The sequence below is a fragment of the Thioclava sediminum genome, assembly GCF_002020355.1.
Taxonomy (GTDB): Bacteria; Pseudomonadota; Alphaproteobacteria; order Rhodobacterales; family Rhodobacteraceae; genus Thioclava; species Thioclava sediminum.
In genome coordinates this window covers 347,308-371,624 of the sequence record NZ_MPZV01000004.1, presented here as the reverse complement: position 1 = coordinate 371,624, position 24,317 = coordinate 347,308, and the positions used below count along the sequence as shown (strand labels likewise).

The window sequence follows — 24,317 nt, the reverse complement described above, 5'->3', positions numbered from 1 at the left end:
CCTCTTTCATTTCGCGCGATGCCGCCTGAAGATGCCCGGACAATTTACGTGGAGGATTTCATGGGCTGGCTTGCCGACGAGACGGGTCTGGAGAAATGCGCGGCGAATTACGCACCGCTTACACCTTTGTCGCATCTCAACCGCGCGCTGGAGGTTTTCCCCGAGCGACCGGCGGTGATCTACGGCAGCCGCTCCTATAATTACGTTGATTACCACGCGCGCGTGAGTCAGCTGGCCTCCGCCCTCAAGGCGCGCGGCGTGACCCCCGGCGACGTGGTGGCGACGATCCTGCCCAACACCCTGCCCCAGATCGAGGCGCATTTCGGCGTGCCCGCCTGTGGCGCGGTGCTCAACGCGATCAATACGCGGCTCGATGTCGATACCGTCGCCTATATCTTCGAACATGGCGGTGCGAAAATCGTGCTTTGCGACGTGGCCTTCCTGCCGGTGGCCGAAGAGGCCGTGAAGAAGATGAAGGGCCCCGCGCCCCAGATCATCGAAGTGGCCGACCCCGAGCACGGCTTCGAGCCGACCGGGCATTACCTCGAATACGAGGCGCTGGTCGCCGAAGGCGATCCGATGTTCGCCTGGATCATGCCCGAGGACGAATGGGAGAGCATCGCGCTCAACTACACCTCCGGCACGACGGGGCGGCCCAAGGGCGTCGTCTATCATCACCGGGGCGCTTATCTCTCGACTCAGGCGAATGCGATCTCGTGGCGGATGCAGCTTTATCCGGTTCTGCTGACCATCGTGCCGCTGTTCCATTGCAACTCGTGGACCCATAGCTGGATGGTGCCGATGATGGGCGGCACGGTCGTCGGCTGCCGGGACGTGACTGCGAAGGCGATCTACGACGCGATTGCCGATCATGGCGTGACGCATTTCGGCGGCGCGCCGATCGTGCTGAACACCATCATCAACGCCAAGGACGAACATCGCCGCGCCTTCGATCATGTGGTGGAGGTCTTCACCGCCGGTGCGCCCCCGCCCGCCTCGACGCTGGCCGCGATCGAGCCGCTGGGCTTCAACGTCACGCAGGTCTACGGGCTGACCGAAACCTATGGCCCTGCGGTGGAATGTACCTGGAAACCCTCCTGGGAGGGAACCGAGGGCGAGGCGCGCGCCGATCTGAAGGCGCGCACCGGGGTCTCGATGCCGATGCTCGAGAAAGTCACCGTCTACGATCAGGGCCGCGAGGTCGCGCGCGACGCCCAGCACCTGGGCGAAATCGTCTTCCGCGGCAACATGGTGATGAAGGGCTATTTCAAGAACCCGCAGGCCACGCGCGAGGCCTTCGAGGGCGGCGTGTTCCATTCGGGCGACATCGCCTTCATGCATCCCGACGGCTACATCAAGATCACCGACCGCGCGAAGGACATCATCATCTCGGGCGGCGAGAACGTCTCCTCGGTCGAGGTGGAGGGCGTGATCTGCGCCCATCCGGCGGTGTCGCTCGCCTCGGTCGTGGCCAAGCCCGACGAGACCTGGGGCGAGGTGCCCTGCGCCTTTGTCGAGCTGAAGGAGGGCAAGGAGGCGACCGAAGAAGAACTGATCAAGTTCTGCCGCGCGCGGCTTGCGGGCTTCAAGACGCCCAAGCGCGTGATCTTCTCGGAACTGCCGAAAACCTCGACCGGAAAGATCCAGAAATTCGAGCTGCGAGCGGTCGCCAAACTGCTCGACGATTAGGGCTACTTTCTACGCGTGCGCGCGCCCGCGCGCGAGGGGCGCGCGTGAAGTGCTCAGCTTTCGCTCTCGGCGCAATGCTGGCGGAAGGCGCGCGACAGCATGTCCAGCTCGGCGCGCAGCAGGTCGATCTCAGCGCGCAGATCGCCCGCCAGCGGCGCGCCTGCGACCAGCGAGAAGCGGTCGATCACCTCGCCATCCGCCTTGCGGCAGACGAGGAAGGTCAGCACCCCCTCGCTCAGCAACTCCGCCGGGATCGGCTGCGCGATGCGCCAGTCGCCGGGCGCGCCGCTGACCGACAGCCCTTCGAGCACCTCGCCCTGATGGCGCACCTCCAGATCGGGCGCCTCTTTCTCATGGCTCACCGCTTCCCAGCGCCCTGCCTTGATCCGCGTGCTGTCCAGCATCCTCGCCTCCGTCACAGTTCGGCGCGCGGGTAGCGCGCGAAGGTGAGATCGCGGATCACCACCTCATTCATCCGTGGGTTCTCGAAAATCAGATCGACCCACGCCTTTTCCAATCGCCGCTCGTTCATCCGCGTATAGGCTAGATCGAATTCGACAGAGCGCGCGCCCTCGCCATGCGGCAGTTCGCGCACCAGCTGCTCCGAATTGGGGCCGTGCTTGATGTTGAGGCGGCAGAACACTTCCAGCTCCCGCTCGCAGTCCAGCTGCATCTCCAGCCGGATGAGATGGTTGAGCTGCAGCCCGCCAAGCGCCGCGTCGGGCAGATCGAGCACCAGCGACAGGAACGACCCTTCGAACCGCAGCACATCGAGCCGCAGCCCGAACGGCGCGAGCGTCTCGCCCTTCGTATTGCGGATCTGGCGCAGCGTGATCTCGGAGCGCGGGCAGTCATGGAACAGGGTGAGGTCATCGCCAAGCTTGTCGCGGCTTTGCGCCCCCGCGATGCCATGCGGATGCGCCTTCACGCGCCATAGCGGCGGACGCCACGCCCAATCGCTGCCCGATGGTTTGCGCACAGAGCTATCGCCGGGAAAGGCCGTCAGCCGCTGCTCGGTCGCGCGCAGCACCGTGTCGACTTCGTTGCGCAGGGCACGCGCCCGTGCGCGCAAACCGCGAAGCCCCTCCGGATCCAATGCAGGGACCTTGGACGCCGCATCGCGCCAGCGCCGCAAGCTGCGTCGCTCGGCAATCCGTTGCAACAGCGATCCGCCGTTCCGTCCTGCCATGTGCTGCCCTTCTTTCCCGCCTGCCGGTGCCATCTGCGGCATCACAGCAGTTATTCCTTATCATCGGGTTGCGAGAAAGGGGGAATTTCCGCACGAACTCATCACGTTCCGGGTTTTGACCGGGAAGGTGACTGCGCGTCGGCTTGGGCGGTCAATTCGCGGCGCGGATCGCGGCGATGAATGTCTCCAGCAATTGCCGCTGCTGGGCATAGCTCATTTCGCCTTCCTTCAGCGGCATCACCGACAGCGCTGTGATCCGCCCGCCAAGGGCCGTGACGCCCCGCAGATAGGTCTTCGCAATCGGCGGCCCGCCCGTGCCGGAGCGGTCCTCGACCCGAAGCAGTAATGTACCATTCGAGATATCGGTGCCCTTGATCGTGACGTCAGCGGCTTCGCCCGAGCGCGACAGCGCCGCGCGCCCGATTTCGGAATGGAAGAAATCGCCGATCTTCTTGAGACGGTCCTGCGACAGCTTGCCGGAGCCATCCTCCAAGGCCGGCGGCCCGACCGTGACGCTCAGCAGCGCGGGTTCGGGTGCATGGGCATCCTCGGCATTGCCCGAGATCGCCGCGCAATTGCCGAAGAGCGCGAAGCCCCCCGCGCCGGAATTGCGCAGGCTTTTCGGATCGATGCACCAGCCTTTCGGCGCCGCCACCGTCAACGCGCCACTGGCCAGCGTGGTGCGGGCCTTCGCGACCTGCGCCGTGCCGAAGGCCGTCGGCTGGCAGGCGGCCAGCAAACCGGTCATCCCCAGCGCGAGGGCGAGGGGCTTCAAAAGACGTGACGAGCGGTGTCCGACAGCAAAAATCATGCGCTTGGAAATAGCCTCAGCGCCCTCATCGCGCAAGTCTGCCGGGTTTCGCCGCATTGCGGCTGCGCGGGGTTCAGCCCAACGCGATCCGGCGCGCCGCAGCCGCGCCGTCATCCGGATCGTGGCTGACCATGAGGCAGGGGATACGCTCGGCTTGGAGATGCTGCAGCGTGAAGCTGCGGATCTCGGCCCGCAACTCCGCATCGAGCGCGGCGAAGGGTTCGTCGATCAGCACCGCACGGGGCCGCGCAAGTAGCGTACGCATTAGCGCGGCGCGGGTGCGCTGCCCGCCCGATAGCGTCGCCGGGTCGCGATCCGCCATGCCTGCAAGCCCGGCCTGTTCCAGCGCGGCCTCCACCGCCGCGCGCCGGGCGACCTTGCCCTTCACCTGCGCCGACAACCCAAAGGCCAGATTGTCGCCGACCGAGAGATGTGGGAACAGCTGCGCCTGCTGGAACAGCATCCCGATGCCGCGTTTCTCGGCGGGCAGATGCGTAACGCTTTCGCCATCGAGCCGGACATCGCCCGAAGCCGTGAAGCCCCGCGGCAGATGGCCCCCGATATGGGCGAGCAGGCTCGACTTGCCAATCCCGGAGGGCCCCATCAGGCAGACGGTCTCTCCGGGCGACACGACCAGCGAGAGCGGCGCGAAAAGCGGGGCGGAGGCGCCGGGCGCGGTCAGGCTCAGATCGATCAGTTCCAGGCTCATGCCACTCCTCCGCGCAAGCCACGCCGGTTGCGATGCCACCATGCCGGGACCGCGAGCGCCAGCGCGAAACCTACCCATGGCAGCGCCGCCTGCATCAGCGCAAGGATCGCGGCCAGCCGCCGGTCCGCCCCCGAGGCCAGTGCCACGGCCTCCGTGGCCAGCGCCTGCACGCGTCCCGCCCCGGGCAGCAGAACTGCGAGATATTGCGCGACCGACACCGCGACCCCGATCGCCGCCGCCGCACATATCGGGCCAAGCAGCATCGGCAGCTTGATCCGCAGTAGCCGGCGCGTCGGCCCGGCCCCGAGGCTCGCCGCACTGGCAAGATGCACCGGGTCGAGCGCGCGCCACGGCCCGGCCAGTGCGATCATCACATAGGGAAAGACGAAGAGCAGTTCGGCCCATGTCACCGCGACCGGCCCCGGCGGCAGGCCAAGCCAGAGAAACCCGGTGGTCAGACCTTGCAGAAACCCGATCTGCGGCAGCAGAAGCGGCAGGACGATCAGCGCGCCGAGCGGCAGGCGCTTGCCGGAGCGATCCTCGCTTTCCAGCCAGAGCATCGCGAGGATCAGCGCCAAAGCGGTCGAGATCAGCGCAAGGGTCAGGCTGGTCAGCGCAGGCCCCGTCCAATCGGCGCTGGCCCAGCGTTTGAGTGTCAGATCGGCTGGCATGGAATCGGGAAAACGCCAGAAGCTCGCAAGGCTCCACAGGATCAGCGCGCCGAGCGATCCGATCGCCAACAGCCCTCCCGCCCCGATCAAACCAGCACCGCTCCAGTTCCGCCGCGAAGCGCCGCGATGCCCGTTGCGGATCAACGCCTTGCCGAGTCGCGCCACCGCGCGTTCGCCGACCATCCACAGCGCCGCACTCGCCCCCATCACGGCCAGCAAGATCACCGCCAGCGCCGAGGCGGGCACCGCCTGCGCCGGGTCGGGCGCGCCGTAGAGCCGCAGGATGCGCACCGCCAGCGTCGGCGGGTTCGACGGCCCGAGGATCAGCGCCATGTCGACGACCGACAGCGAGAAGGCCAGCACGATCAGCACCGGCAGCCGCAGCGCCGGGTAAAGCTGCGGCCAGACGATCCGCGCCCAGACGCGGCCCGGCGCATAGCCAAGCGCCCGGCCCGCCGCCATCTGCTCGGCAACCGGGCGCTGCGCCGCGGCCACCAGCGTCATCAACGTTAGGAACGGCACCTCTTTCAGCATCAGCCCGAGGATCAGCGACAGCCCCCACGGATCGCCCAGCGTCACGATCTGCGGCGGCAGATCCCAGCCGGTCGCCCAGGGCGAGATCAACCGCGCGGCCCAACCCGAGGGCGCGATGAGAAATGCCAGCCCGATCGCCAGCGCCGCATGGGGCACCGCCAGCAGCGGCGTCAGCCAGCGCGACGCCGATTGTCGCGTCACCAGCCAGCGCGCCAGCGGGATCGAGGCCGCGAGCGACAGCAGCGCAGCCCCCAGGCCGGTCACCAATGTCAGCCGCAGCGAGGTGAAGATTCCGGGCGCGGCCAGGGCCTCGGCGAAGCCCTCCCAGCCCAGCGCGACGCGCCCCAGCCCCGGCTGCCAGCCGAAACCGGTCGCCAGCGTCAGCGCCGCGCCGAGCAGTACCGGCGCGCCGATCACCAGCGTCAGGATCGCCCCGGCGAGCCGCATCAAACCCTCACTTCGTGTAGCGCTGCGCCCAGTCCTCGGTGAGCTTCGTCATCCAGCTCGGATGCGGCTCGGGGAGCGTCGGCCCGAGATCGTCCAGCGTCGGCAGCGCGGGCGCGGTGGGCAGGTCCGCGAAAGCCTGTTTCGCGTCGGCATCCAGCTTGCCCGGATCGAGCACCGAGAAACTGCCCAGCACGCGGATGTCCTGCATATGCGCCTGCGTGGCCGGATCGAGCAGGAAATTCGCGACCAGCTCCGCCCCGGCCTGATGCGCGGCGTTATAGGGAATCGCGACGTAGGAGATATTCCCGATCGTGCCGCCTTCGGGCACCCAGACGCGGACCGAAGGCGGCAGAACGCCCTGCTCGATCATCGCGGCGGGCGCGGCCGGATCGAAGAACATCGCGAAATCGACCTCGCCATCGGCCAGCAATTGCGCCTGCGCGCTCTCATTCTCGGGGAAGGCTTTGCCCTCGCGCCACATCAGCGGGCGCAGCGCGTCATACCACGCCCAGAGCGGCGCGGTTTCCTTGGCATAAGCCTCATCCGTCACGGGCTGCGACAGCGCCGCCGGGTCGGGCGCCAGCTCGACCAAAGCCTGCTTGAGGAAGCTCGCCCCCATGAAATTCGACGGGTTGGGGTGGGTGAAGCGGCCCGGATGCGCCTTTGCCCAGTCCAGAAGCCCCGCCATATCCTTCGGCGGATCGCTCACCCGCTCCGCATCATAGGCGAAGGCGAATTTCGCGAGCCGCCACGGGCTCTCATAGCCTTCGGTCGGAACGGTGAAATCGGTCGTGGCCGCCGAGCCCTCCGACAGGTCGAGATATTTCGCATTGGGCAGATCGGAAACGAACGGTCCATGCAGCAACCCTGCCTCTTTCATCGCGAGGAAGTTCGGCCCGTTGATCCAGATGAGGTCCACCGCACCGCCGTCATTCTTACCTGCCGCCTTCTCGGCCTGCACGCGCGAGACGGCCTCGGCGGTGTCGGACAGCTTCACCTGCTCGACCGTGACGCCGTATTTCTCCTGCATCTGGTCGGACACCCAATCGATGAACGCATTGGTGCGCGGATCGCCGCCCCAGGCATTGAAATAGACCGTCTGGCCCTTCGCCTCGGCCTTCGTCTGCGCCCAATCGGCGAAGGCGGGGGATGCGAGCGGCAGCGCGAGACTCGCGGCAAGAACCGGGGCGGCAAGAAGGTTTCTCATACTCTCTCCGTTCAGGAAAACGCCCGCCAGCCCATCAGCCAGCGGGTCACGGTGGTCACGAAACAGGCGGCGGCGAAGAGGCCCGCGAGGATCGGGAAGGCTTGCGGAAACAGGCAGATCGCTGCGAAAAACAGGATCGTCTCGGCCCCTTCAGTGAGCCCGCCGAGGTAGTAGATGCCCTTGGTCGGATAGGCATCGGTGCTCATCCCGCGCTTGGCGGCGATGGAGGCGAAGGCGAGGAAGCTCGATCCGGTGCCGACGAAGGCCGCGATCAGGATGGTCGCGGCCAGCGCGTTGCGCGCAGGATCGGCCAGCGCGAAGCCCACCGGGATCAGCGCGTAGAACAGGAAATCCAGCGCGATATCGAGGAACGCCCCGCGATCAGTCGGCCCCTTGATCCGCGCGATGGCCCCGTCGAGCCCGTCCGCGATCCGGTTGATGAGGATCAGCGCCAGCGCCAGCCAATAGGCGTGAAACGCCAGCGCCGGGATCGCCAGAAGGCCCAGCGCGAAGCCCGCCACCGTCACCTGATCGGCGCGGATACCGCGCGCGGCCAACGCCTCGGCGGGGGGCTGCATCATCGCACGTTGCAGCGGCAGGAGAGCAGCGTCGATCATCCGCGCCTCCACGCCATGAAGCGCTCGGCGATCCGCAGCGTGCGCGGGTTCACATGGGCCTGCCGCCAGCGCCCGGCGGCGTTCTTCGCGGCCTCGGACCAGCTGGGATAGATATGCGGCGTCGAGAGAATCTTGCCCAAGCCCAGCCCGTGCCGCATCGCCAGCGCGAATTCCGCCAGCACCTCGGCCGCGTGCGCCCCGCAAACCGTCGCGCCGAGGATCTTGTCGGAGCCTTTCGCGGTGACGATCCGCACGAAGCCCTGCCCCGCCCCTTCGGCAAGCGCACGGTCGAGATCGCCCAGCGGATAGGTCGTGACCTCGTGATGCACGCCCTCGGCCTCGGCTTCCGCCGCCGTCATTCCCACCCGTGCCAGTTCGGGCGAGGTGAAGACCGCATGCGGGATCGGCGCGGCATGGGCCTTGAAGCGCCAGAACGGCGAGGCCAGCGAATTCGCCGCCGCGATCCAGCCCTGATGGCCGGCGGCATTGGTCAGCTGCAACGGCCCTGCCGCATCGCCCGCAGCGTAGATATTGGGCATCAGCGTCTCGAGGTAGTCGTTCGTCTCGATCACCTTGTTCGCCGGAATGCCCAGCTCCTCAAGCCCGAAGCCTTCGAGCCGCGCCTTTCGCCCGACCGCGACCAGAAGCGTGTCGAAGCCGAGTTTGGAGCCGTCCTCCAGTTCCAGCCATTTGCTGTCATCGTGCCCGAAGCGGATCGCCTTCGCGCCGAGCTTCAGGTCGACCCCATCGGCGCGCAAGGCCGCCGCGATGGCATCCGAGGCCTCCGTATCTTCACGGATCAACAACCGTTCCGCCGCCTCGACCACGGTGACGCCCGCGCCCAGCCGCGCCAGCGCCTGCGCGATCTCGCAGCCAATCGGACCACCGCCGAGGATCACCATTCTCTCGGGCGGCGCGGGCATCGCGGCGAGCGACTCCCACAGCGTGTCCGAGGTCAGCGGCTCGACCGATCCGATCCCCTCGATCGGCGGGATCACCGGGGCCGCGCCGGTCGCGAGCACCACCCCGCGCGCGGTCAGGCGCTCATCGCCCACGCGCACGGTCCAAGGGTCTTCTAGCCGCGCATGACCTTCGATCACCTCGACGCCGAGACCTTCATAGCGCTCCACGGAATCATTCGGCTCGATCTGCGCGATCACCTCGGATATCCGCCGCGTCACCACCGGCCAATCGACCGAGACATCCGCGCGTACGCCCAGCGCCTCGGAGCCGCGCGCCACGCCTGCCGCCCGTGCCGAGGCAATCAGCGCCTTTGACGGCACGCAGCCGTAATTCAGGCAGTCGCCGCCCATCGGGCCTTCCTGCACCAGCGTCACCTTCGCCTTGGCTTGAGCTGCGACATAAGAGGCCACCAGCCCCGCCGCGCCCGCGCCGATGACGATCAGGTTGCGGTCGAACTTCGCCGGGCGCTCATAGCCGCGATAGGCCCGCTTGCGTGCCCAGAACCGCAGCGCCGCGCGCGCCACCCAGGGAAACACCGCCAGCGCCGCGAAGGCACCCAGCAGCCCCGGCGAGACGATCCCCGACAGGCTGTTCAGGTCACCCAGTTGCGCGCCCGCCGCGACATATACCGCGGTGCCGGGCAGCATGCCGAGCTGCGACACCGCATAGAATTTCCACCCCTTCATCCGGGTCAGCCCGAAGGCGAGGTTAATGACGAAGAACGGCACGACCGGGATCAGGCGCAGCGAGAACAGGTAGAATTCCCCGTCGCGCGCCGCACCCTTCTCGATCTTCGCCAACCTCGGGCCAAGCCGTCCGCGCACCCAGTCGCGCATCAGATAGCGCGCGACCAGAAAGGCCAGCAGCGCCCCGATCGAAGACGCGAAAGAGATCAGCACCAACCCCTGCCAGAACCCCAAAAGCGCCGCACCCAGCAGCGTCAACCAGACCGCGAAGGGCAGCGACAGCGCCGTCACCACGACGTAAGTGACGAAGAACCCGATGGGCAGCGCCAGCGGATGCGCCTCGCGCCACGCGGCAAGGCTGTCGCGCAAAGCGCGCAGCCGCTCGGGGTCGGGATCGGCCACCAAAAAGGCCGCGATCACCGCCAAAGCGATCAGGCCAAGGAATATCAGAGGTTTGCGCATGGTCCTCCCGTGGGTCACGCCCCAGTGATAGAGGCGATGCGATCTTTCCCCAAGACGTTTCGCGCGCGGATTTCGTTACGCGCTTTCTCTCGGAGCCGCTATTTGGCACTGTTACGCAGAAAACGGAGGCGGGGATGCATTTCATTGCAGTCGATGGCGGAGGCAGCGGGTGCCGGGCGGTGTTCGCCGACGGTTCTGGCCGCGTCATCGGGCGTGGCGACTCCGGCCCTGCGAATATCGCCTCGGACTATGACGAGGCGCGCCATCACATCTTCACCGCCATCGAAACCGCGATGGGCACTATCGACGCGCGCGAGATCCGCGCGGTGCTCGGGCTGGCGGGGGCGAACCATGCGCCCGCCGCCGAGGCGCTGGCTGTAGATCTGCCGTTTCCCGCCCGCGTCGTGCAGGACGTGACGACCTCGGTGCGCGGTGCGCTGGGGCCCGAGGACGGGATCGTCGCGGCCATAGGCACCGGCTCGTTCTTCGCGCGGCAGCTGGACGGGGAGCAGCATGCCATCGGCGGCTGGGGCTTGCGGCTGGGCGATGAAGGCTCGGGCGCGTGGATCGGCCGGGCGCTCGGGATGCGGGCCGGACGTGCGCTCGACGGGTTCTGCCCGGTGACGCCGCTCCTGCGCGAACTGCTCGAGGAGATGGATGGCCGCAACGGGCTGATTGCTTTCAGCCTCGACGCGACCCCCGCCGATTGGGCGCGGTTTGCGCCGCGCATTCTGCAATCGACCGACCCTGCAGCCGTGGCGGTGCGCGAGGCGGCGCAGGCCGAAATCCGCGAAGCGATTGCGCTGCTGCAACCCGAGGAACCGCTTCCGGTGACGTGGCTCGGCGGGCTTGGGCAAGGTCTTGCGCTGGGTGACTGGCCGCAACGGGCTGCGAAAGGCAACGCGCTGGACGGCGCCTTGGCATTGGCGATGGAGGATACGTTTTGGACAAGCTGATCCTGACGGGCGCGCGCGTTTTCGACGGCACCGCCTTCCATGAAAACCATGCGATTGTGCTGGAACAGGGTCGAATTTCGGCGCTGTGTCCGATCGCGGAGATGCCCGAGGGCGAGGTGGTCGAGTTTCCGGGCGGCACGCTCGCGCCCGGCCTCGTCGATCTGCAGGTGAATGGCGGCGGCGGCGTGATGCTCGACGGGCACGCGACGCTCGAGACGATCTCCACCATCTGCGCCGCGCATGCCCATCTCGGCGAGACCACGATCCTGCCGACGCTGATCACCGATACCCGCGCCGCGACCCAGACGGTGCTGGCGGCAGGCATCGCCGCCGTGACCCGCGTTCCGGGATTCGGCGGGCTTCATCTGGAAGGCCCGCATCTCGACCCCAAGCGCCCCGGCTGCCATCCGCCCGGCTGCATTCGCCCGCTGGACGAGGAAGACATCGAGACGCTGCTGGAGGCGAAGACCGGGTTGCCTGCGCTGATCATGACGCTCTCGCCCGCCAATGCGACGCCCGAGCAGATCGCGCGCCTGTCCGAGGCCGGGATCGTCGTCAGCCTCGGCCATTCCGAGTGCAGTTTTGCCGAGGCTCAGGAGGCCATCGCGGCGGGCGCGCGGATGGTCACGCATCTCTTCAACGCGATGAGTCAGCTGGGTTCGCGCGAGCCGGGCCTCGTCGGCGCGGCGCTGTCGCAGCGGGTCTCCGTCGGGCTGATCGCGGATGGCATCCATGTGCATCCCGAGACGATCCGGCTGGCGCTGGCGGCGAAACGGCAGGGCGAGGTCTTCCTTGTCTCCGACGCGATGGCCTGCGCCGGGTCCGATCTGATGGAATTCGAGCTCGCCGGTCGCCGCATCCTGCGCAGTGACGGGGCGCTGCGGCTGGAGGATGGCACGCTTGCCGGGGCCGATCTGTCTCTACCGCAGGCGGTGCGTTTCATGATCGAGACGGTGGGTGTGTCACCGGAACAGGCGCTCGCAATGGCAAGCCGCATCCCGGCAGAGGCGATCGGCGCGCCGGTGGGTCGGATCGCGCCGGGCTTCGCCGGGGATCTGGTGCATTTCGATGGCGACTGGCGCCTAACGGAAGTCTGGCAGGGCGGTCAGGCGAAATCCTCGACCGCGTAGCCCTGAATGTAGAGCAGCGCGCTTAGATCGCCGAAGTTGATCCGGATGTCGCATTCCGCCGCGACCGAGGGTTTAGCATGCAGCGCCACGCCCGCACCGGCGAGCTTCAGCATCCCCAGATCGTTCGCCCCATCGCCCACCGCCATAACCTGCGCGTGATCTAGTTTCAGCTTTTCCGAAATTTCCAGTAAAGCCTGAACTTTGGCTTCACGCCCGAGGATCGGCTGCGAGGGCACGCCCGTCAGCTTGCCATCCTCGACCAGCAGCAGGTTCGCGCGGTTCTCGTCAAACCCAAGCGTCTTTGCGACATAGCCGGTGAACGCCGTGAACCCGCCCGAGACCAGCGCGCAATAGGCGCCGTTGGCCTTCATCGTCGCGACCAGATCGTGCCCGCCCGGCATGAAGCTGATGCGCTTTTCGATCACCTCGGAAATCACGCTCTCGGGCAGACCTTTCAGCAGCCCCACCCGCTCTGTCAGCGCGCCTTCGAAATCCAGCTCGCCATTCATCGCCCGCGCGGTGATCTCTTTCACCCGCTCGCCCACGCCCGCCACATCGGCCAGCTCGTCGATGCATTCCTGCTGGATCATCGTCGAGTCCATATCGGCCAGCAGCATCTGCTTGCGCCGCCCCTCGGTGGGCTGCACGACCAGATCGACGCCCAGCCCCTGCAGACCCTCCCAAGCCTCCCAACGATTCGACGGCACGCGGTCCACCATGAACTCCGCCGCGACATTGGGGTTGAGCCAACGCGCCGCGCCGCCGCCCCATGCACCGCAAAGCGCATCCAGCGTGCCTTGATCCAGATTGGCCTCTTTCGGGTCAGCGATCAGCGTGGCGGTAAACATGCGCGCTCCTTGGGGAATGTCGGTTCAAATGTCGTATCCGTGACCTGATGCGGCGCATTAGACCAAAAATTCTCCTTGCACCAGAGCGGGCGCGAGCGTATCTGCGGCGGCGGGACACCCTTCCCCAACGAAGGGCATATATCTGGAAGGATACCAGCAATGGCTATTCAAGCTCCGGCTACGCGGCCGGCAAACCCGCGTTTTTCTTCGGGCCCCTGCACGAAGATTCCCGGTTTCTCCCTCGAAATGCTCAATGACGCGCCGCTGGGCCGTTCGCACCGTGCCGCTATCGGCAAGGCGAAGCTGAAAGAGGCGATCGACACCACCCGCGAAATTCTGGGCGTGCCCGCCGATTACCGCATCGGTATCGTGCCCGCCTCCGACACCGGCGCCGTCGAAATGGCGATGTGGTCGCTGTTGGGCGAGCGCAAGGCGACGATGGTCGCTTGGGAAAGCTTCGGCGCGGGCTGGGTGACCGACGTGGTCAAGCAGCTCAAGATCGAGGCCGAGACGAAAACCGCCGACTATGGCGACATCGTCGATTTCTCCACCATCGACTTCAACACCGACGTGGTTTTCACGTGGAACGGCACCACCTCGGGCGTGCGCGTCCCCAATGGCGATGCGATCCCGGCGGACCGTGAAGGCCTGACCATCTGCGACGCCACCTCGGCCGCTTTCGCGATGGACCTGCCGTGGGACAAGCTCGATGTCACCACCTTCTCCTGGCAGAAAGTGCTGGGCGGCGAAGGCGGTCACGGCGTGCTGATCCTGTCGCCCCGCGCTGTCGAGCGTCTGGAAAACTACTCCCCCGCTTGGCCGCTGCCGAAGATCTTCCGCATGACCAAGGGCGGCAAGCTGAATGAGGGTATCTTCAAGGGTGAGACGATCAACACCCCCTCGATGCTCTGCGTCGAAGATTACCTCGTGTCGCTGAACTGGGCGAAATCGGTGGGCGGGCTGAAAGGCCTGATCGACCGCGCCGATGCCAACGCGAAAGTCGTGTGGGATTTCTGCGCTGAAAAGCCGTGGATCGCGAACCTCGCCAATGATCCGGCGACCGCGTCGACCACCTCGGTCTGCGTGAAGTTCACCGACGATCGCATCAAGGATGGCGCAGCCTTCGCCAAGGCCGTCGCCAAGCGGCTCGAAGCCGAAGGCGTGGGCCTCGATCTCGGCGCCTATCGCGACGCCCCGGCCGGTCTGCGCATCTGGTGCGGCTCGACCGTCGAGACGGCGGATGTCGAGGCACTGATGCCTTGGGTCGAATACGCCTTCGAGGCCGAGATCGCCGCGCAAGCGTGATCCGTGACAGATTGGCGGGCCTCCGGGCCCGTCCTTTCCCGATATTCTGAAAATTCAAGGAGCCCAGAAAATGGCCCCCAAGGTTCTCGTCTCCGATAAACTCTCGGAAACCGCCGTCCAGATCTTCCGCGACCGTGGCATCGAGGTCGATTTCGAGCCCTCGCTCGGCAAGGACAAGGAAAAGCTCGCCGAGGTGATCGGCAAGTATGACGGTCTCGCCATCCGCTCGGCCACCAAGGTCACGGCGAAACTGCTCGAAAACGCGACCAACCTGAAAGTCGTCGGCCGCGCCGGTATCGGCACCGACAATGTCGACAAGGAAGCCTCGAGCAAGAAAGGCGTGATCGTGATGAACACGCCCTTCGGCAACATGATCACCACCGCCGAGCACGCCATCGCGATGATGTTCGCGGTCGCGCGCCAGATCCCCGAAGCCGATGCCTCGACGCAGGCTGGCAAATGGGAGAAGTCGAAATTCATGGGGGTCGAGCTGACCGCCAAGACCCTCGGCGTGATCGGTGCGGGCAATATCGGTGGCATCGTCTGCGACCGTGCGCGCGGCCTGAAGATGAAGGTCGTGGCCTATGACCCCTTCCTGAGCGAAGAGAAGGCGGCCAACATGGGCGTCGAGAAGGTCGAGCTGGACGAGCTGCTGCGTCGCGCCGATTTCATCACGCTGCACGTGCCGCTGACGGATTCGACCCGCAACATCCTCTCGAAAGAGAACCTGCAGAAGACCAAGCCCGGTGTGCGCATCATCAACTGTGCGCGTGGCGGTCTGGTGGACGAGCAGGCGCTGGCCGATCTCATCAAGTCGGGCCATGTCGCGGGCGCGGCCTTCGACGTCTTCGCCGAGGAACCGGCGACCGACAACGTCCTGTTCGGCCTGCCGAACGTGGTCTGCACGCCGCACCTCGGCGCCTCGACCACCGAAGCGCAGGAAAACGTCGCCCTGCAAGTCGCAGAGCAGATGTCGAACTACCTGCTGGACGGTGCGGTCGAGAATGCGCTCAACATGCCCTCGATGACCGCCGAAGAGGCGAAAGTCATGGGCCCGTGGGTGAAACTCGCGCAGCACCTCGGCGGCTTCATCGGTCAGATGACCGAGGATGCGATCAAGGCGATCAACATCACCTTCGACGGTGTGGCGTCCGAGATGAACCTCAAGGCGCTCGACGCCGCCGTGGTTTCGGGCATCCTGAAAGCCAGCCAGCCGGACGTGAACATGGTCTCCGCCCCGGTCATCGCGAAAGAGCGCGGCATCCAGATCTCGACCACCTCTCAGGACCAGACCGGTATCTTCGAGGGCTACATCAAGGTCACCGTCGTCTCGGAAAGCAAGGAACGCTCGATCGCGGGCACCGTGTTCTCGGATGGCAAGCCGCGCTTCATCCAGATCAAGGGCATCAACATCGACGCCGAAGTGGGCGAGCACATGCTCTACACCACCAACGACGACGTGCCCGGCATCATCGGCAAACTCGGCACGATCCTCGGCGAGAAGGGCGTGAACCTCGCGAACTTCACCCTCGGTCGCTCCAAGCAGGGCGGCGAAGCGATCGCGATCGCCTATGTCGACGAGGCCGTCGGCCAGGACGTGGTCGACGCGCTGAAAACCTCGGGTGGCTTCAAGCAGGTCAAACCGCTGGAATTCGTCCTCGGCTGATCTAGCTGAACGGTTGAATCCGGGCCCTCCGCCGCGCGCGGGGGGCCTTTTCATTGGAAGGGACAGGCATGCGCACCTATGCGATCGGCGACATTCACGGACATCTCGACAAGCTCAAGCACGCGCATGAGCTGATCGCAGCGGATCGCGCGGCCTGCGGCGAGACAGAGGCCCCGATCGTGCATGTCGGCGATCTGGTCGATCGCGGGCCGGATTCTGCCGGGGTGATCGACTACCTGATGAAAGGTCAGCAAAACGGCGAGAACTGGATCGTGCTGCGCGGCAATCACGACCGGATGTTCCTCGGTTTCCTCGACGATCCCTATACCGAAGATCCGATCCTGAGCGCGGAGGTCTCCTATCTCAATCCGCGCGTCGGCGGCGAGGCGACGCTGGAAAGCTACGGCATCTCCGACGCGTTCACCCGCCCCCTCGACGAGGTCGCAAAGGAGCTATCCGCCATCCCGCAGGCCCATCGCGACTGGCTCGCGGGACAGCCCGCCTATTTCCCTCGCGGCGAGGCGATCTTCGTTCATGCGGGCATTCGCCCCGGCGTGGCGATGGAGGATCAGGTGGAGGATGACCTTCTGTGGATCCGCAAACCCTTCCTGACCGACAGCCGCGACCACGGGGCGCTGATCGTGCACGGCCATACAAACATCAAGGCGGCCACCCATTACGGTAACCGCCTCAATCTCGATTCCGGCGCGGGCTATGGCCACCCGCTCTCGACAGCAGTCATCGAAGGCCGCGACGCGTGGTTACTCACGCCCGAGGGCCGGGCCGAACTGCCGCGCGGCTGAGCGTTACCGCGGCTCGAAATAGTCGAGCGGGATTTTCAGGTAAGACCGCCCGTCCCCCTCGGCCTCGGGCTTGCGCCCGCCGCGGATATTCACCTGCAACGCAGCCAGCATCAGTTTCGGCAGCGGCAGGGTCGCATCACGCTCTTCACGCGTCTTGATGTACTCCTCGCGGGTGATGCCGTCCTTGACGTGCTTGTTGCGCTTGCGGTGATCAGCCACGGTCGCGCCGGTCTGCGGCTCCTTGCCCTCGCCGGGATAGTCGTGCCCGATGAACAGCCGCGTCTCGGCGGGCAGATCGAGGATCGCCCGGATCGAATCCCACAGCTCGGCCGCAGAGCCGCCCGGGAAATCCGCCCGGCTCGTGCCGCTTTCGGGCTGCATCAGCGTATCATGCACGAAGGCCGCATCGCCCACGACATAGGTGATCGAGGCCAGCGTATGCCCGGTCGACAACATCACCTTCACATCGAGATTGCCGATCCTGAACGTCTCGCCCTCGGCGAACAGGTGATCCCATTGCCGCCCGTCCTGCGGCAGCTCGGGCGTGTTGTAGATCTCGGCCCAGAGGCTTTGCACCTTGCGCACGCGCTCGCCGATGCCGCGCTTCGCACCCAGCTTCTCGGCCAGCCAGACGGCGGAAGAAAAGTGGTCGGCATGGGGATGCGTATCGAGCACCCACTCCACGTCGATCCCCTCGGCCTTGACGTAATCGAGAATTTTCTCGGCGTTGCCCAGCGTCGTGGCACCCGCCTGATGGTCGTAATCCCAGACCGGATCGACCACGGCCCCCTTCATCGTATCGGGGTCGTGAAAGACGTATTGCCAGCTTCCGGTGGGTTTATCCCAGAACCCTTTGACGATCGGGTTGGCAGTCATGTCGGCCTCCTAGTCATATTCGCTTTCTAGAATGTGTCCTCTTGGCCGAGAGTTTCAACCCACCGCCCGGCCAAATGACGTCTCGTCATAACCGCGTGGCCCTGCTGGCGCGGGTTCAGCCCATTCGCTACCCTCGCGCCGACCCAAACATTGGAGGCTACCCATGACCGGTATCGTCATTCTCTCCGGCACCCGCACGCCTATCGGCACGTTCGGCGGCACGCTGTCCGGCTTCGCGCCGATCGACCTCGCCACCCATGTCTCGAAAGAGGCGATCTCGCGGGCGGGCGTGTCGGCGGACAAGATCGGTCAGGTGGTCTTCGGCCATATCATCAACACCGAACCGCGCGACATGTATCTCAGCCGCGTGGCGGCGGTGAATGCAGGCGTCCCGGTCGGCACGCCCGCGATGAACGTGAACCGCCTTTGCGGCTCCGGCGTGCAGGCGGTCATCTCGGCGGCGCAGATGCTGATGATGGGCGATGCCGATTTCGCACTGGCCGGCGGCGCCGAGGTGATGAGTAAATCGCCCTATATCCTGCCCGCCGCCCGCTTCGGTCAGAAGATGGGCGACGCGAAGATGCTCGACATGATGACCGGCGCGCTCTCGTGCCCCTTCGGCACCGGCCATATGGGCGTGACCGCCGAGAACGTGGCCGCCGAGTGTTCGATTTCGCGCGAAGAGCAGGACGCCTTCGCGATGGAAAGCCAGGAGCGCGCGGCGAAAGCGATCTCCGAGGGTCACTTCAAGGAAGAGATCGCCCCCGTCGAGATCACCACGCGCAAGGGCACGACCGTCTTCGACACCGACGAGCACCCGAAGCAGACGAGCCTCGAAAAGCTCGGCTCGCTCAAGCCGGTTTTCCAGAAGGACGGCTCGGTCACCGCGGGCAACGCCTCGGGCATCAATGACGGTGCGGCGGCACTGGTTCTGGCCCGCGAAGAGGCCGCGAAAGAGGCGGGCCTGACCCCGCGCGCCAAGATCACCGGCTACGCCATCGCGGGCGTGCGCCCCGAGGTGATGGGCCTCGGGCCGATCCCCGCCGTGCGCGCGCTGCTGGAAAAGACCGGCATGCAAGCCTCGGATTTCGACTGGATCGAAAGCAACGAAGCCTTCGCCTCGCAGGCGCTGGCCGTCTCGCGCGAGCTGGGTCTGGATGCGTCGAAGGTGAACCCCGACGGCGGCGCGATCGCGCTGGGTCACCCGGTCGGCGCCACCGGCGCGATCCTGATCGTGAAGGCGCTGCACGCGCTGGAGCGCACCGGCGGCAAGCACGGCCTCGTCACCATGTGCATCGGCGGCGGCCAAGGCATCGCGCTCTCGATCGAGCGTCTCTGAGACCCGATCTTTGAGGGTCAAGCGAGCGGGCAATCCATAACAATTTAAGGATTTTCTCGCCCGCCCCTCATCGCGGTTAACCCGCATTTCACGCAGCACTGCAACTCTGCCTCCCGGACCATAAGGGGGGCTTTGCCGCGTCCATGCACAAGGCGATCGCAGAGAAACTGGCACAGGAACGCCGCGGACGGCTCGCGGCGGAAAAGCTGTTGGAGCAGAAGCGCCAGGAGCTCTTCGCCGCCAACCAGAAGCTGGCCCAGCACGCGCGCATGCTCTCCGATCAGGTGGTGGAGCAGCGCGAAGGTCTTGCCCGTGCGCTCAGCGAACGCGAAACCCTGCTGGGCGAAAACAGCCGCGTGCGCGACGATCTCGAGCGGGCCAATTCGCTCGCCCAGATCGCGCAGGCGCGGCTCTGGCATGCGGTCAATTCGATCTCGGACGGCTTCGCGGTGTTCGACAGCGACCTGCGCCTCGTCGCCGCCAACGAACTGTTTCTGGCCTTCTTCGAAGGGGAAATCGCGATCGGCCCCGGCGTCTCCTATGACGAGGTGACGCGCATCGCGGCAGAAAGCGGCTTCTTCGACCTGCAGGGGCGCGACCCGCTCGATTGGCATTTCGAGATGTGCGAACGCATCCGCCGCACCGACATCCCCCCGATGGAGCTGCGCACGCAGGATGGCCGCTGGTTCCGGCTCAACGACACATGGGGCGCGCAGGGCGATCTGGTCACCTTTGCGCAGGACATCACCGGCGCCGTTGCGCGCGAGGTCGAACTGCGCGAGGCCCGCGACCGGGCGGAGGCGGCGAACCGCGCGAAATCCGCCTTCCTCGCCAATATGAGCCACGAGATCCGCACCCCGATGAACGGCGTCGTGGGCATGGCAGACCTGCTGGCCGAGACCGATCTGACCGAGGAACAGCGCCTGTTCGCTGAGACCATCCGGTCGTCGGGCGAGGCGCTTCTGACCATCATCAACGACGTGCTGGATTACTCGAAGATCGAGGCGGAGCGGATGCGGCTTTACCCCGAGCCCTTCGATCTGGAGCGGTGCCTGCACGAGGTCATGGTGCTGTTGCAGCCCTCCGCCAAGGACCGCGAGGTGAAGCTGCTGGTGGATTACGACCTGTTCCTGCCCACCCGGTTCGAGGCCGATCCCGGGCGGATGCGACAGATCCTGACCAACCTTCTGGGCAATGCGGTGAAATTCACCGATGCCGGTCACGTCCTCGCCCGCGTCGTGGGGGTCGAACGCGAGCCCGGTCACTACGAGCTGCATATCACCGTCGAAGACACCGGCATCGGCATCGCGCCCGAGCTGCTTGATCACGTCTTCGGCGAGTTCAATCAGGTCGAGGCCGAGACCAATCGCAAATTCGAAGGCACAGGCCTCGGTCTCGCGATCACCCGCCAACTGGTGGAGCTGATGGGCGGCGAGGTCTGGGTGGACAGCGCGCTTGGCGAAGGCTCGTGCTTTGGCCTGAAGATCGTGCTGCCCCGCGCCGAACCGATCGAGCCGATCGACGCCCCCTCCCCGCCGATCACGCTGCGCGCGGCGCTGGTGGTCGACGACCTTCTGGTCAATCGCGTCATTCTGGAACGGCAGTTGCAGACCTACGGGCTGGAGGTGACGCTGTGCCGCTCCGGCGAGGAGGCGTTGCAGGTGATCGAGGATGGCAGCGCCTTCGACGTGATACTGACCGATCACCAAATGCCCGCGCTCGACGGGGTAGCACTGGCGCAGAGGCTGCGGGCGGATGGTGGTGACGTGCCGATCCTGCTGCTCAGCTCCGACCCGGAGGCTGCGAAGGCCGCGATGGCCGAGGGTATCACCGGCTGCCTGCAAAAACCGGTGCTGCGCTCGGAGCTGTTCCGCGCATTGCAGGACCTGTCGCGGGCCGCCGATGCCACGCCTGATCCACCGCCCCCTTGCCCGCCGCCAGACCTGACCGAGCGGCGCGCGATGCGCGTCCTCGCCGCCGAGGATAACCGCACCAATCAGCTGGTCTTTTCCAAGATGGTGAAAGATCTCGATATCGATCTGCGCTTCGCCAATAACGGCCATGAGGCGGTCGCGCTGTGGCGCAGCTTCCAGCCCGATCTGATCTTCATGGACATCTCGATGCCCGGCATGGACGGGCGCGAGGCGGCGCGCAAAATCCGGGCCGCGGAAGGGGCCGACCACGTGCCGATCTGCGCGCTTACCGCCCATGCGATGGAGGGCGACAGCGAGGGCATCCTCGCCGCCGGGATTGATCATTACCTGACCAAGCCGCTGAAAAAGCGTGAGATTACCGAACGCATCCTGTCGGACCGCCCCGCAGATTCGCGCCCGCCCGCTATCGACCAACCCGCTTAGCGGTAGTCGGCCAACACCGCCAGAAACGCCTCCGCAAAGCGGTCGAGCTTCGCCTCGGGCAGGTTCGAAATCCGGGCGAGGTCATCGCGCGAGCGCGGCTTCGTCTCGGCGATCTTGCGGATCGTCGAGGCCGAACAGGAGAGCGGGCGATCATAGCCATCCGCGCCGCGTTCGAGATTTCGCTGCGCATCGGCCAGACGGTCGTATATCTCCCCCTCGGTCGAACCTGCCAGCTTGCGGCGCAGCGGGTGCATCTCTTCCACCGCGCCCGCGATCACCTCCAGAAACTCCGCGCCATAGCTTTCCAGCTTCTTGGCACCGACACCGCTGATCCCGGCCATCTCGTCGAGCGTTCCGGGGCGTTTCTCGGCCATCTCGATCAGGGTTCGGTCGGTGAAAACGACATAGGCGGGCACGCCCTGCGCCTCGGCCAGCGCGCGCCGCTTCGCCTTCAGCGCCGACAGGAGCGGCGCGTCGTCGTCGCTCACCAGCGTCCGCACCACATGTTTGGTCTTCGCCTTCGCCACCAGATCGCGGCGCAGGGTGATCGACTGCTCGCCGCGCAGGATCGGATGGGCGGTCTGGGTCATCACCAGCGCGCCGTGCCGCGCAGCGTCGGGCCGGATCAGGTCATGCCCCATCATCTGCCGGAACACCGCCTGCCATTGCGGACGGCTCAGATCGCGCCCGACCCCGTAGGTCGGCAGCTTGTCATGGCCCCATTGCTTGATCTTGTCGGTCTGCGAGCCCAGCAGGATCTCGATCAGATGTCCCGCGCCGAAGCGTTCTTCCGAGCGCAGCGCAGCCGACAGCGCCTTGCGCACGGCCTCGGTCCCGTCGAACAGCTCGGGCGGCGTATCGCACAGATCGCAATGGCCGCAGGGCGCGGCCTCTTCGCCGAAATAGCGCAGCAGCTTCACCCGGCGGCATTCGGTCGCCTCGGCCAGACCCAGAAGCGCATTGAGACGTCCGTGATCGGCCTCCTTGCGCTCGGGCGGGGCGAGCCCCTCGTCGATCTGGGACCGCCGCAGCTTGATGTCGTCGGGCCCGTAAAGCGTTAGCGTCTCGGCGGCAGCGCCATCGCGACCGGCGCGGCCGATCTCCTGATAGTAAGCCTCGATGCTTTTGGGCAGATCGGCATGGGCGACCCAGCGGATATCGGGCTTGTCGACGCCCATCCCGAAGGCCACCGTCGCGACCACGATCAGCCCGTCTTCCTGCTGGAAACGGGTCTCCACAGCGCGGCGGTCATCGGCCTCCATCCCGCCGTGATAGTGACAGGCCAGATGCCCGGCCTCGCTCAGCGCCTTGGCCAGAGCCTCGGTCTTCGCCCTCGTGCCGCAATAGACGATGCCCGACTGCCCTTTGCGCGCCGAGGCGAAACGCAAAATCTGTTGGCGCGGCTGATCCTTGGGTGAGAACGCCAGATGAATATTCGGACGGTCGAAGCCGCGCAGGAAGCTCTCGGGGGGCTGCCCGTCGAACAGGCGCGTGACGATCTCGGTGCGGGTTTCTTCGTCGGCGGTCGCGGTGAAGGCCGCGAGCGGCACGCCGAGGCTGCGGCGCAGCTCGCCGATGCGCAGGTAATCGGGGCGGAAATCATGGCCCCATTGGCTAACGCAATGCGCCTCGTCCACCGCGATCAGACTGACGCCCGCCCGCTTCAGCAAGTGCTGCGCCCCGCCCGAGGCCAGACGTTCGGGCGCCATGTAGAGAAGCTTCAGCCGACCCTCGTCGATCGCGGTGAAGACCTCTTCGGTCTCCTCCTCGGTATTGCCCGAGGTCAGCGCGCCCGCCTCGACACCTGCCTGCCGTAGCGCGCGGACCTGATCGCGCATCAGGGCGATCAGCGGCGAGATCACCACCGTCACGCCCTCGCGCGCCAGCGCAGGCAATTGATAACATAAGGATTTCCCGCCACCCGTCGGCATGATCGCCAGCACGTTCCGACCGTCGATCACCGCGCGCACGATCTCTTCCTGACCGGGCCGGAAGGCGTCGAACCCCCAGACCCGCGCCAGTAGCTCTGCGGGTGCCTCGGCTGCCGCAGCCGCTGGCATCAGAAGCTGTTGCCGTAGAAGAAGGCCGCGTTGTTGAACAGCGCCTGACGGATGATGATCAGGATGATGAAGGCCACCAGCGGCGCCAGATCGAGCCCGCCCGTATCGGGCAGGAAGCGCCGGATGCGCCCGTAGATCGGCTCCAGCAGGTTATTCAGCCCGAACCAGATTTGCGCCACCAAGGGTTGGCGCAGGTTCAGCACCTGAAAATTGATAAGCCAGCTCATGATGATATGGGCGATCATGACGAACCAGATGACGTTCAGGATCAGCACCAGGGCCTGAAAGAGCGTGACCATCGAAACCTCCGCTTTGGATCGCAAAGACAGGTAAGCGAGGCGTAGCCCCATTGCAACCGCAGGCTGGCGCGCATTTTCCGTAACGTCTCTCTTGACCGCCCCGCTGCGGCGCAGCACCTCTTGGCGCATGTATCCCGTTATCCGCATGGCCAAAGAGATCGTGAAGTTCCGCAACGCCCCGGCGTTGCCGATCACGGGCACCCATGTCAGCCAGCATATCTGCTGGCCGTGGGACATCGACCTGTGGATGGAGCTCAACAACGGGCGCACGCTGACGCTTTTCGATCTGGGGCGGATTCCGCTCGCGATCCGCACCGGGCTCTGGGACGCGCTCAAGCGCAACAAATGGGGCATCGTGGTCGCCGGGAACACCACGCGGTATCGCCGCCGCGTGCAGGCCTTCCAGAAATTCGAGATGCGCTCGCGCTGCCTCGGCTGGGACGATCGCTGGATCTGGCTCGAACATGCGATGTTCACGAAGGACGGAGATTGCACCTCGCATGTGCTGATCCGCGGGGCGGTGACCTCCAAGAAAGGTATGATCCCGCCCGCGCAGGTTCTGGCCGAGATGGGGCAGGACGCGACCTCGCCGCCGCTTCCCGAATTCGTGACCGCCTGGGCCGAGGCCGACCACATGCGCCCCTGGCCGCCGCAGATGTAACACTGCCGCCAGCGCGGCCTGCCTAACCCGTC

21 protein-coding genes are annotated in these 24,317 nt (G+C 66.0%); 9 read left to right on the top strand and 12 right to left on the bottom strand.

The genetic code is table 11. The features are described 5' to 3' along the window. The first annotated feature begins 60 nt into the window (after positions 1–60). Positions 61–1,689, top strand: a complete 1,629-nt coding sequence (locus BMI91_RS17160) for an AMP-binding protein (RefSeq protein ID WP_078606024.1) — start codon at positions 61–63, stop codon at positions 1,687–1,689. Between the two features lie 53 nt (positions 1,690–1,742). On the opposite strand, the gene BMI91_RS17155 is transcribed toward BMI91_RS17160, so the two are convergent. The 8 genes from BMI91_RS17155 to BMI91_RS17120 all read right to left on the bottom strand — a co-directional run bounded on the left by BMI91_RS17155 (position 1,743) and on the right by BMI91_RS17120 (position 9,985). Next, positions 1,743–2,093: a hypothetical protein gene (locus BMI91_RS17155; RefSeq protein WP_078606023.1), complete on the bottom strand. Its 351-nt coding sequence runs from the start codon at positions 2,091–2,093 to the stop codon at positions 1,743–1,745. A gap of 11 nt (positions 2,094–2,104) precedes the next feature. Next, entirely contained in the window at positions 2,105–2,878 is a 774-nt protein-coding gene (locus BMI91_RS17150; RefSeq protein ID WP_078606084.1) for a DUF6478 family protein, read from the bottom strand. Positions 2,879–3,029: 151 nt separating this feature from the next. Further along, positions 3,030–3,626 (bottom strand): hypothetical protein, encoded by a 597-nt coding sequence (locus BMI91_RS17145; RefSeq protein WP_146684147.1) that lies wholly within the window; start codon positions 3,624–3,626, stop codon positions 3,030–3,032. A gap of 136 nt (positions 3,627–3,762) precedes the next feature. Next, positions 3,763–4,398 carry an ATP-binding cassette domain-containing protein gene (locus tag BMI91_RS17140; RefSeq protein ID WP_078606021.1) on the bottom strand — a complete coding sequence of 212 codons (636 nt, stop codon included), beginning with the start codon at positions 4,396–4,398 and terminating at the stop codon, positions 3,763–3,765. Then, a complete protein-coding gene (locus BMI91_RS17135; RefSeq protein WP_078606020.1) occupies positions 4,395–6,050 on the bottom strand; it encodes an ABC transporter permease in 1,656 nt (551 codons plus the stop codon). The genes BMI91_RS17140 and BMI91_RS17135 overlap by 4 nt, the downstream gene beginning before the upstream one ends. 7 nt (positions 6,051–6,057) lie before the next feature. After that, complete coding sequence (locus BMI91_RS17130; protein ID WP_078606019.1) at positions 6,058–7,257, bottom strand: ABC transporter substrate-binding protein; 1,200 nt, start codon at positions 7,255–7,257, stop codon at positions 6,058–6,060. 11 nt (positions 7,258–7,268) lie between these two features. Further along, a complete protein-coding gene (locus BMI91_RS17125; protein ID WP_078606018.1) occupies positions 7,269–7,874 on the bottom strand; it encodes a CDP-alcohol phosphatidyltransferase family protein in 606 nt (201 codons plus the stop codon). Continuing rightward, a complete protein-coding gene (locus BMI91_RS17120) occupies positions 7,871–9,985 on the bottom strand; it encodes an FAD-dependent oxidoreductase (protein WP_078606017.1) in 2,115 nt (704 codons plus the stop codon). The genes BMI91_RS17125 and BMI91_RS17120 overlap by 4 nt, the downstream gene beginning before the upstream one ends. Positions 9,986–10,119: 134 nt before the next feature. Here BMI91_RS17120 and BMI91_RS17115 point away from each other — a divergent pair, with 134 nt between their 5' ends. Together BMI91_RS17115 and nagA are read left to right on the top strand one after the other, a co-directional pair. Further along, positions 10,120–10,941, top strand: a complete 822-nt coding sequence (locus BMI91_RS17115; RefSeq protein WP_078606016.1) for a glucosamine kinase nucleotide-binding domain-containing protein — start codon at positions 10,120–10,122, stop codon at positions 10,939–10,941. Then, positions 10,929–12,071, top strand: a complete 1,143-nt coding sequence (nagA, locus tag BMI91_RS17110) for an N-acetylglucosamine-6-phosphate deacetylase (RefSeq protein ID WP_078606015.1) — start codon at positions 10,929–10,931, stop codon at positions 12,069–12,071. Before BMI91_RS17115 ends, nagA begins: the two co-directional genes overlap by 13 nt. Here the strand turns inward: nagA and serB are convergent. Beyond that, a complete protein-coding gene (gene serB, locus BMI91_RS17105; RefSeq protein WP_078550872.1) occupies positions 12,047–12,919 on the bottom strand; it encodes a phosphoserine phosphatase SerB in 873 nt (290 codons plus the stop codon). The two genes, nagA and serB, sit on opposite strands and share 25 nt — an antisense overlap. A 159-nt stretch (positions 12,920–13,078) precedes the next feature. Here serB and BMI91_RS17100 point away from each other — a divergent pair, with 159 nt between their 5' ends. The 3 genes from BMI91_RS17100 (at position 13,079) to BMI91_RS17090 (ending at position 16,693) form a co-directional block, all read left to right on the top strand. Next, positions 13,079–14,224: a phosphoserine transaminase gene (locus tag BMI91_RS17100; protein WP_078606014.1), complete on the top strand. Its 1,146-nt coding sequence runs from the start codon at positions 13,079–13,081 to the stop codon at positions 14,222–14,224. 70 nt (positions 14,225–14,294) lie between these two features. Then, positions 14,295–15,890, top strand: coding sequence for a phosphoglycerate dehydrogenase (gene serA / locus BMI91_RS17095; RefSeq protein ID WP_078550874.1), 1,596 nt, complete (start codon positions 14,295–14,297; stop codon positions 15,888–15,890). Between the two features lie 68 nt (positions 15,891–15,958). Continuing rightward, positions 15,959–16,693: a metallophosphoesterase family protein gene (locus BMI91_RS17090; RefSeq protein WP_078606013.1), complete on the top strand. Its 735-nt coding sequence runs from the start codon at positions 15,959–15,961 to the stop codon at positions 16,691–16,693. A 3-nt stretch (positions 16,694–16,696) separates the two neighbouring features. On the opposite strand, the gene BMI91_RS17085 is transcribed toward BMI91_RS17090, so the two are convergent. Next, positions 16,697–17,569: an MBL fold metallo-hydrolase gene (locus tag BMI91_RS17085; protein WP_078550876.1), complete on the bottom strand. Its 873-nt coding sequence runs from the start codon at positions 17,567–17,569 to the stop codon at positions 16,697–16,699. A 163-nt stretch (positions 17,570–17,732) separates the two neighbouring features. On the opposite strand from BMI91_RS17085, the gene BMI91_RS17080 reads away from it, so the two are divergent. Continuing rightward, on the top strand, positions 17,733–18,908 hold the full coding sequence (locus BMI91_RS17080; protein ID WP_078550877.1) for an acetyl-CoA C-acyltransferase family protein: 1,176 nt from the start codon (positions 17,733–17,735) through the stop codon (positions 18,906–18,908). 143 nt (positions 18,909–19,051) lie between these two features. Next, the gene (locus tag BMI91_RS17075; RefSeq protein WP_078606012.1) at positions 19,052–21,265 is read left to right on the top strand and encodes a response regulator; all 2,214 of its coding nucleotides are present in this window, start codon (positions 19,052–19,054) and stop codon (positions 21,263–21,265) included. Here BMI91_RS17075 and recQ read toward each other — a convergent pair. Then, positions 21,262–23,325, bottom strand: a complete 2,064-nt coding sequence (recQ, locus tag BMI91_RS17070; RefSeq protein WP_078606011.1) for a DNA helicase RecQ — start codon at positions 23,323–23,325, stop codon at positions 21,262–21,264. The two genes, BMI91_RS17075 and recQ, sit on opposite strands and share 4 nt — an antisense overlap. Beyond that, positions 23,325–23,624 carry a YggT family protein gene (locus BMI91_RS17065; protein WP_075775346.1) on the bottom strand — a complete coding sequence of 100 codons (300 nt, stop codon included), beginning with the start codon at positions 23,622–23,624 and terminating at the stop codon, positions 23,325–23,327. The genes recQ and BMI91_RS17065 overlap by 1 nt, the downstream gene beginning before the upstream one ends. Positions 23,625–23,751: 127 nt before the next feature. Between BMI91_RS17065 and BMI91_RS17060 the strand changes: the two genes are divergently transcribed. Then, a complete protein-coding gene (locus BMI91_RS17060) occupies positions 23,752–24,285 on the top strand; it encodes an acyl-CoA thioesterase (RefSeq protein WP_078606010.1) in 534 nt (177 codons plus the stop codon). Positions 24,286–24,317 lie beyond the last annotated feature (32 nt).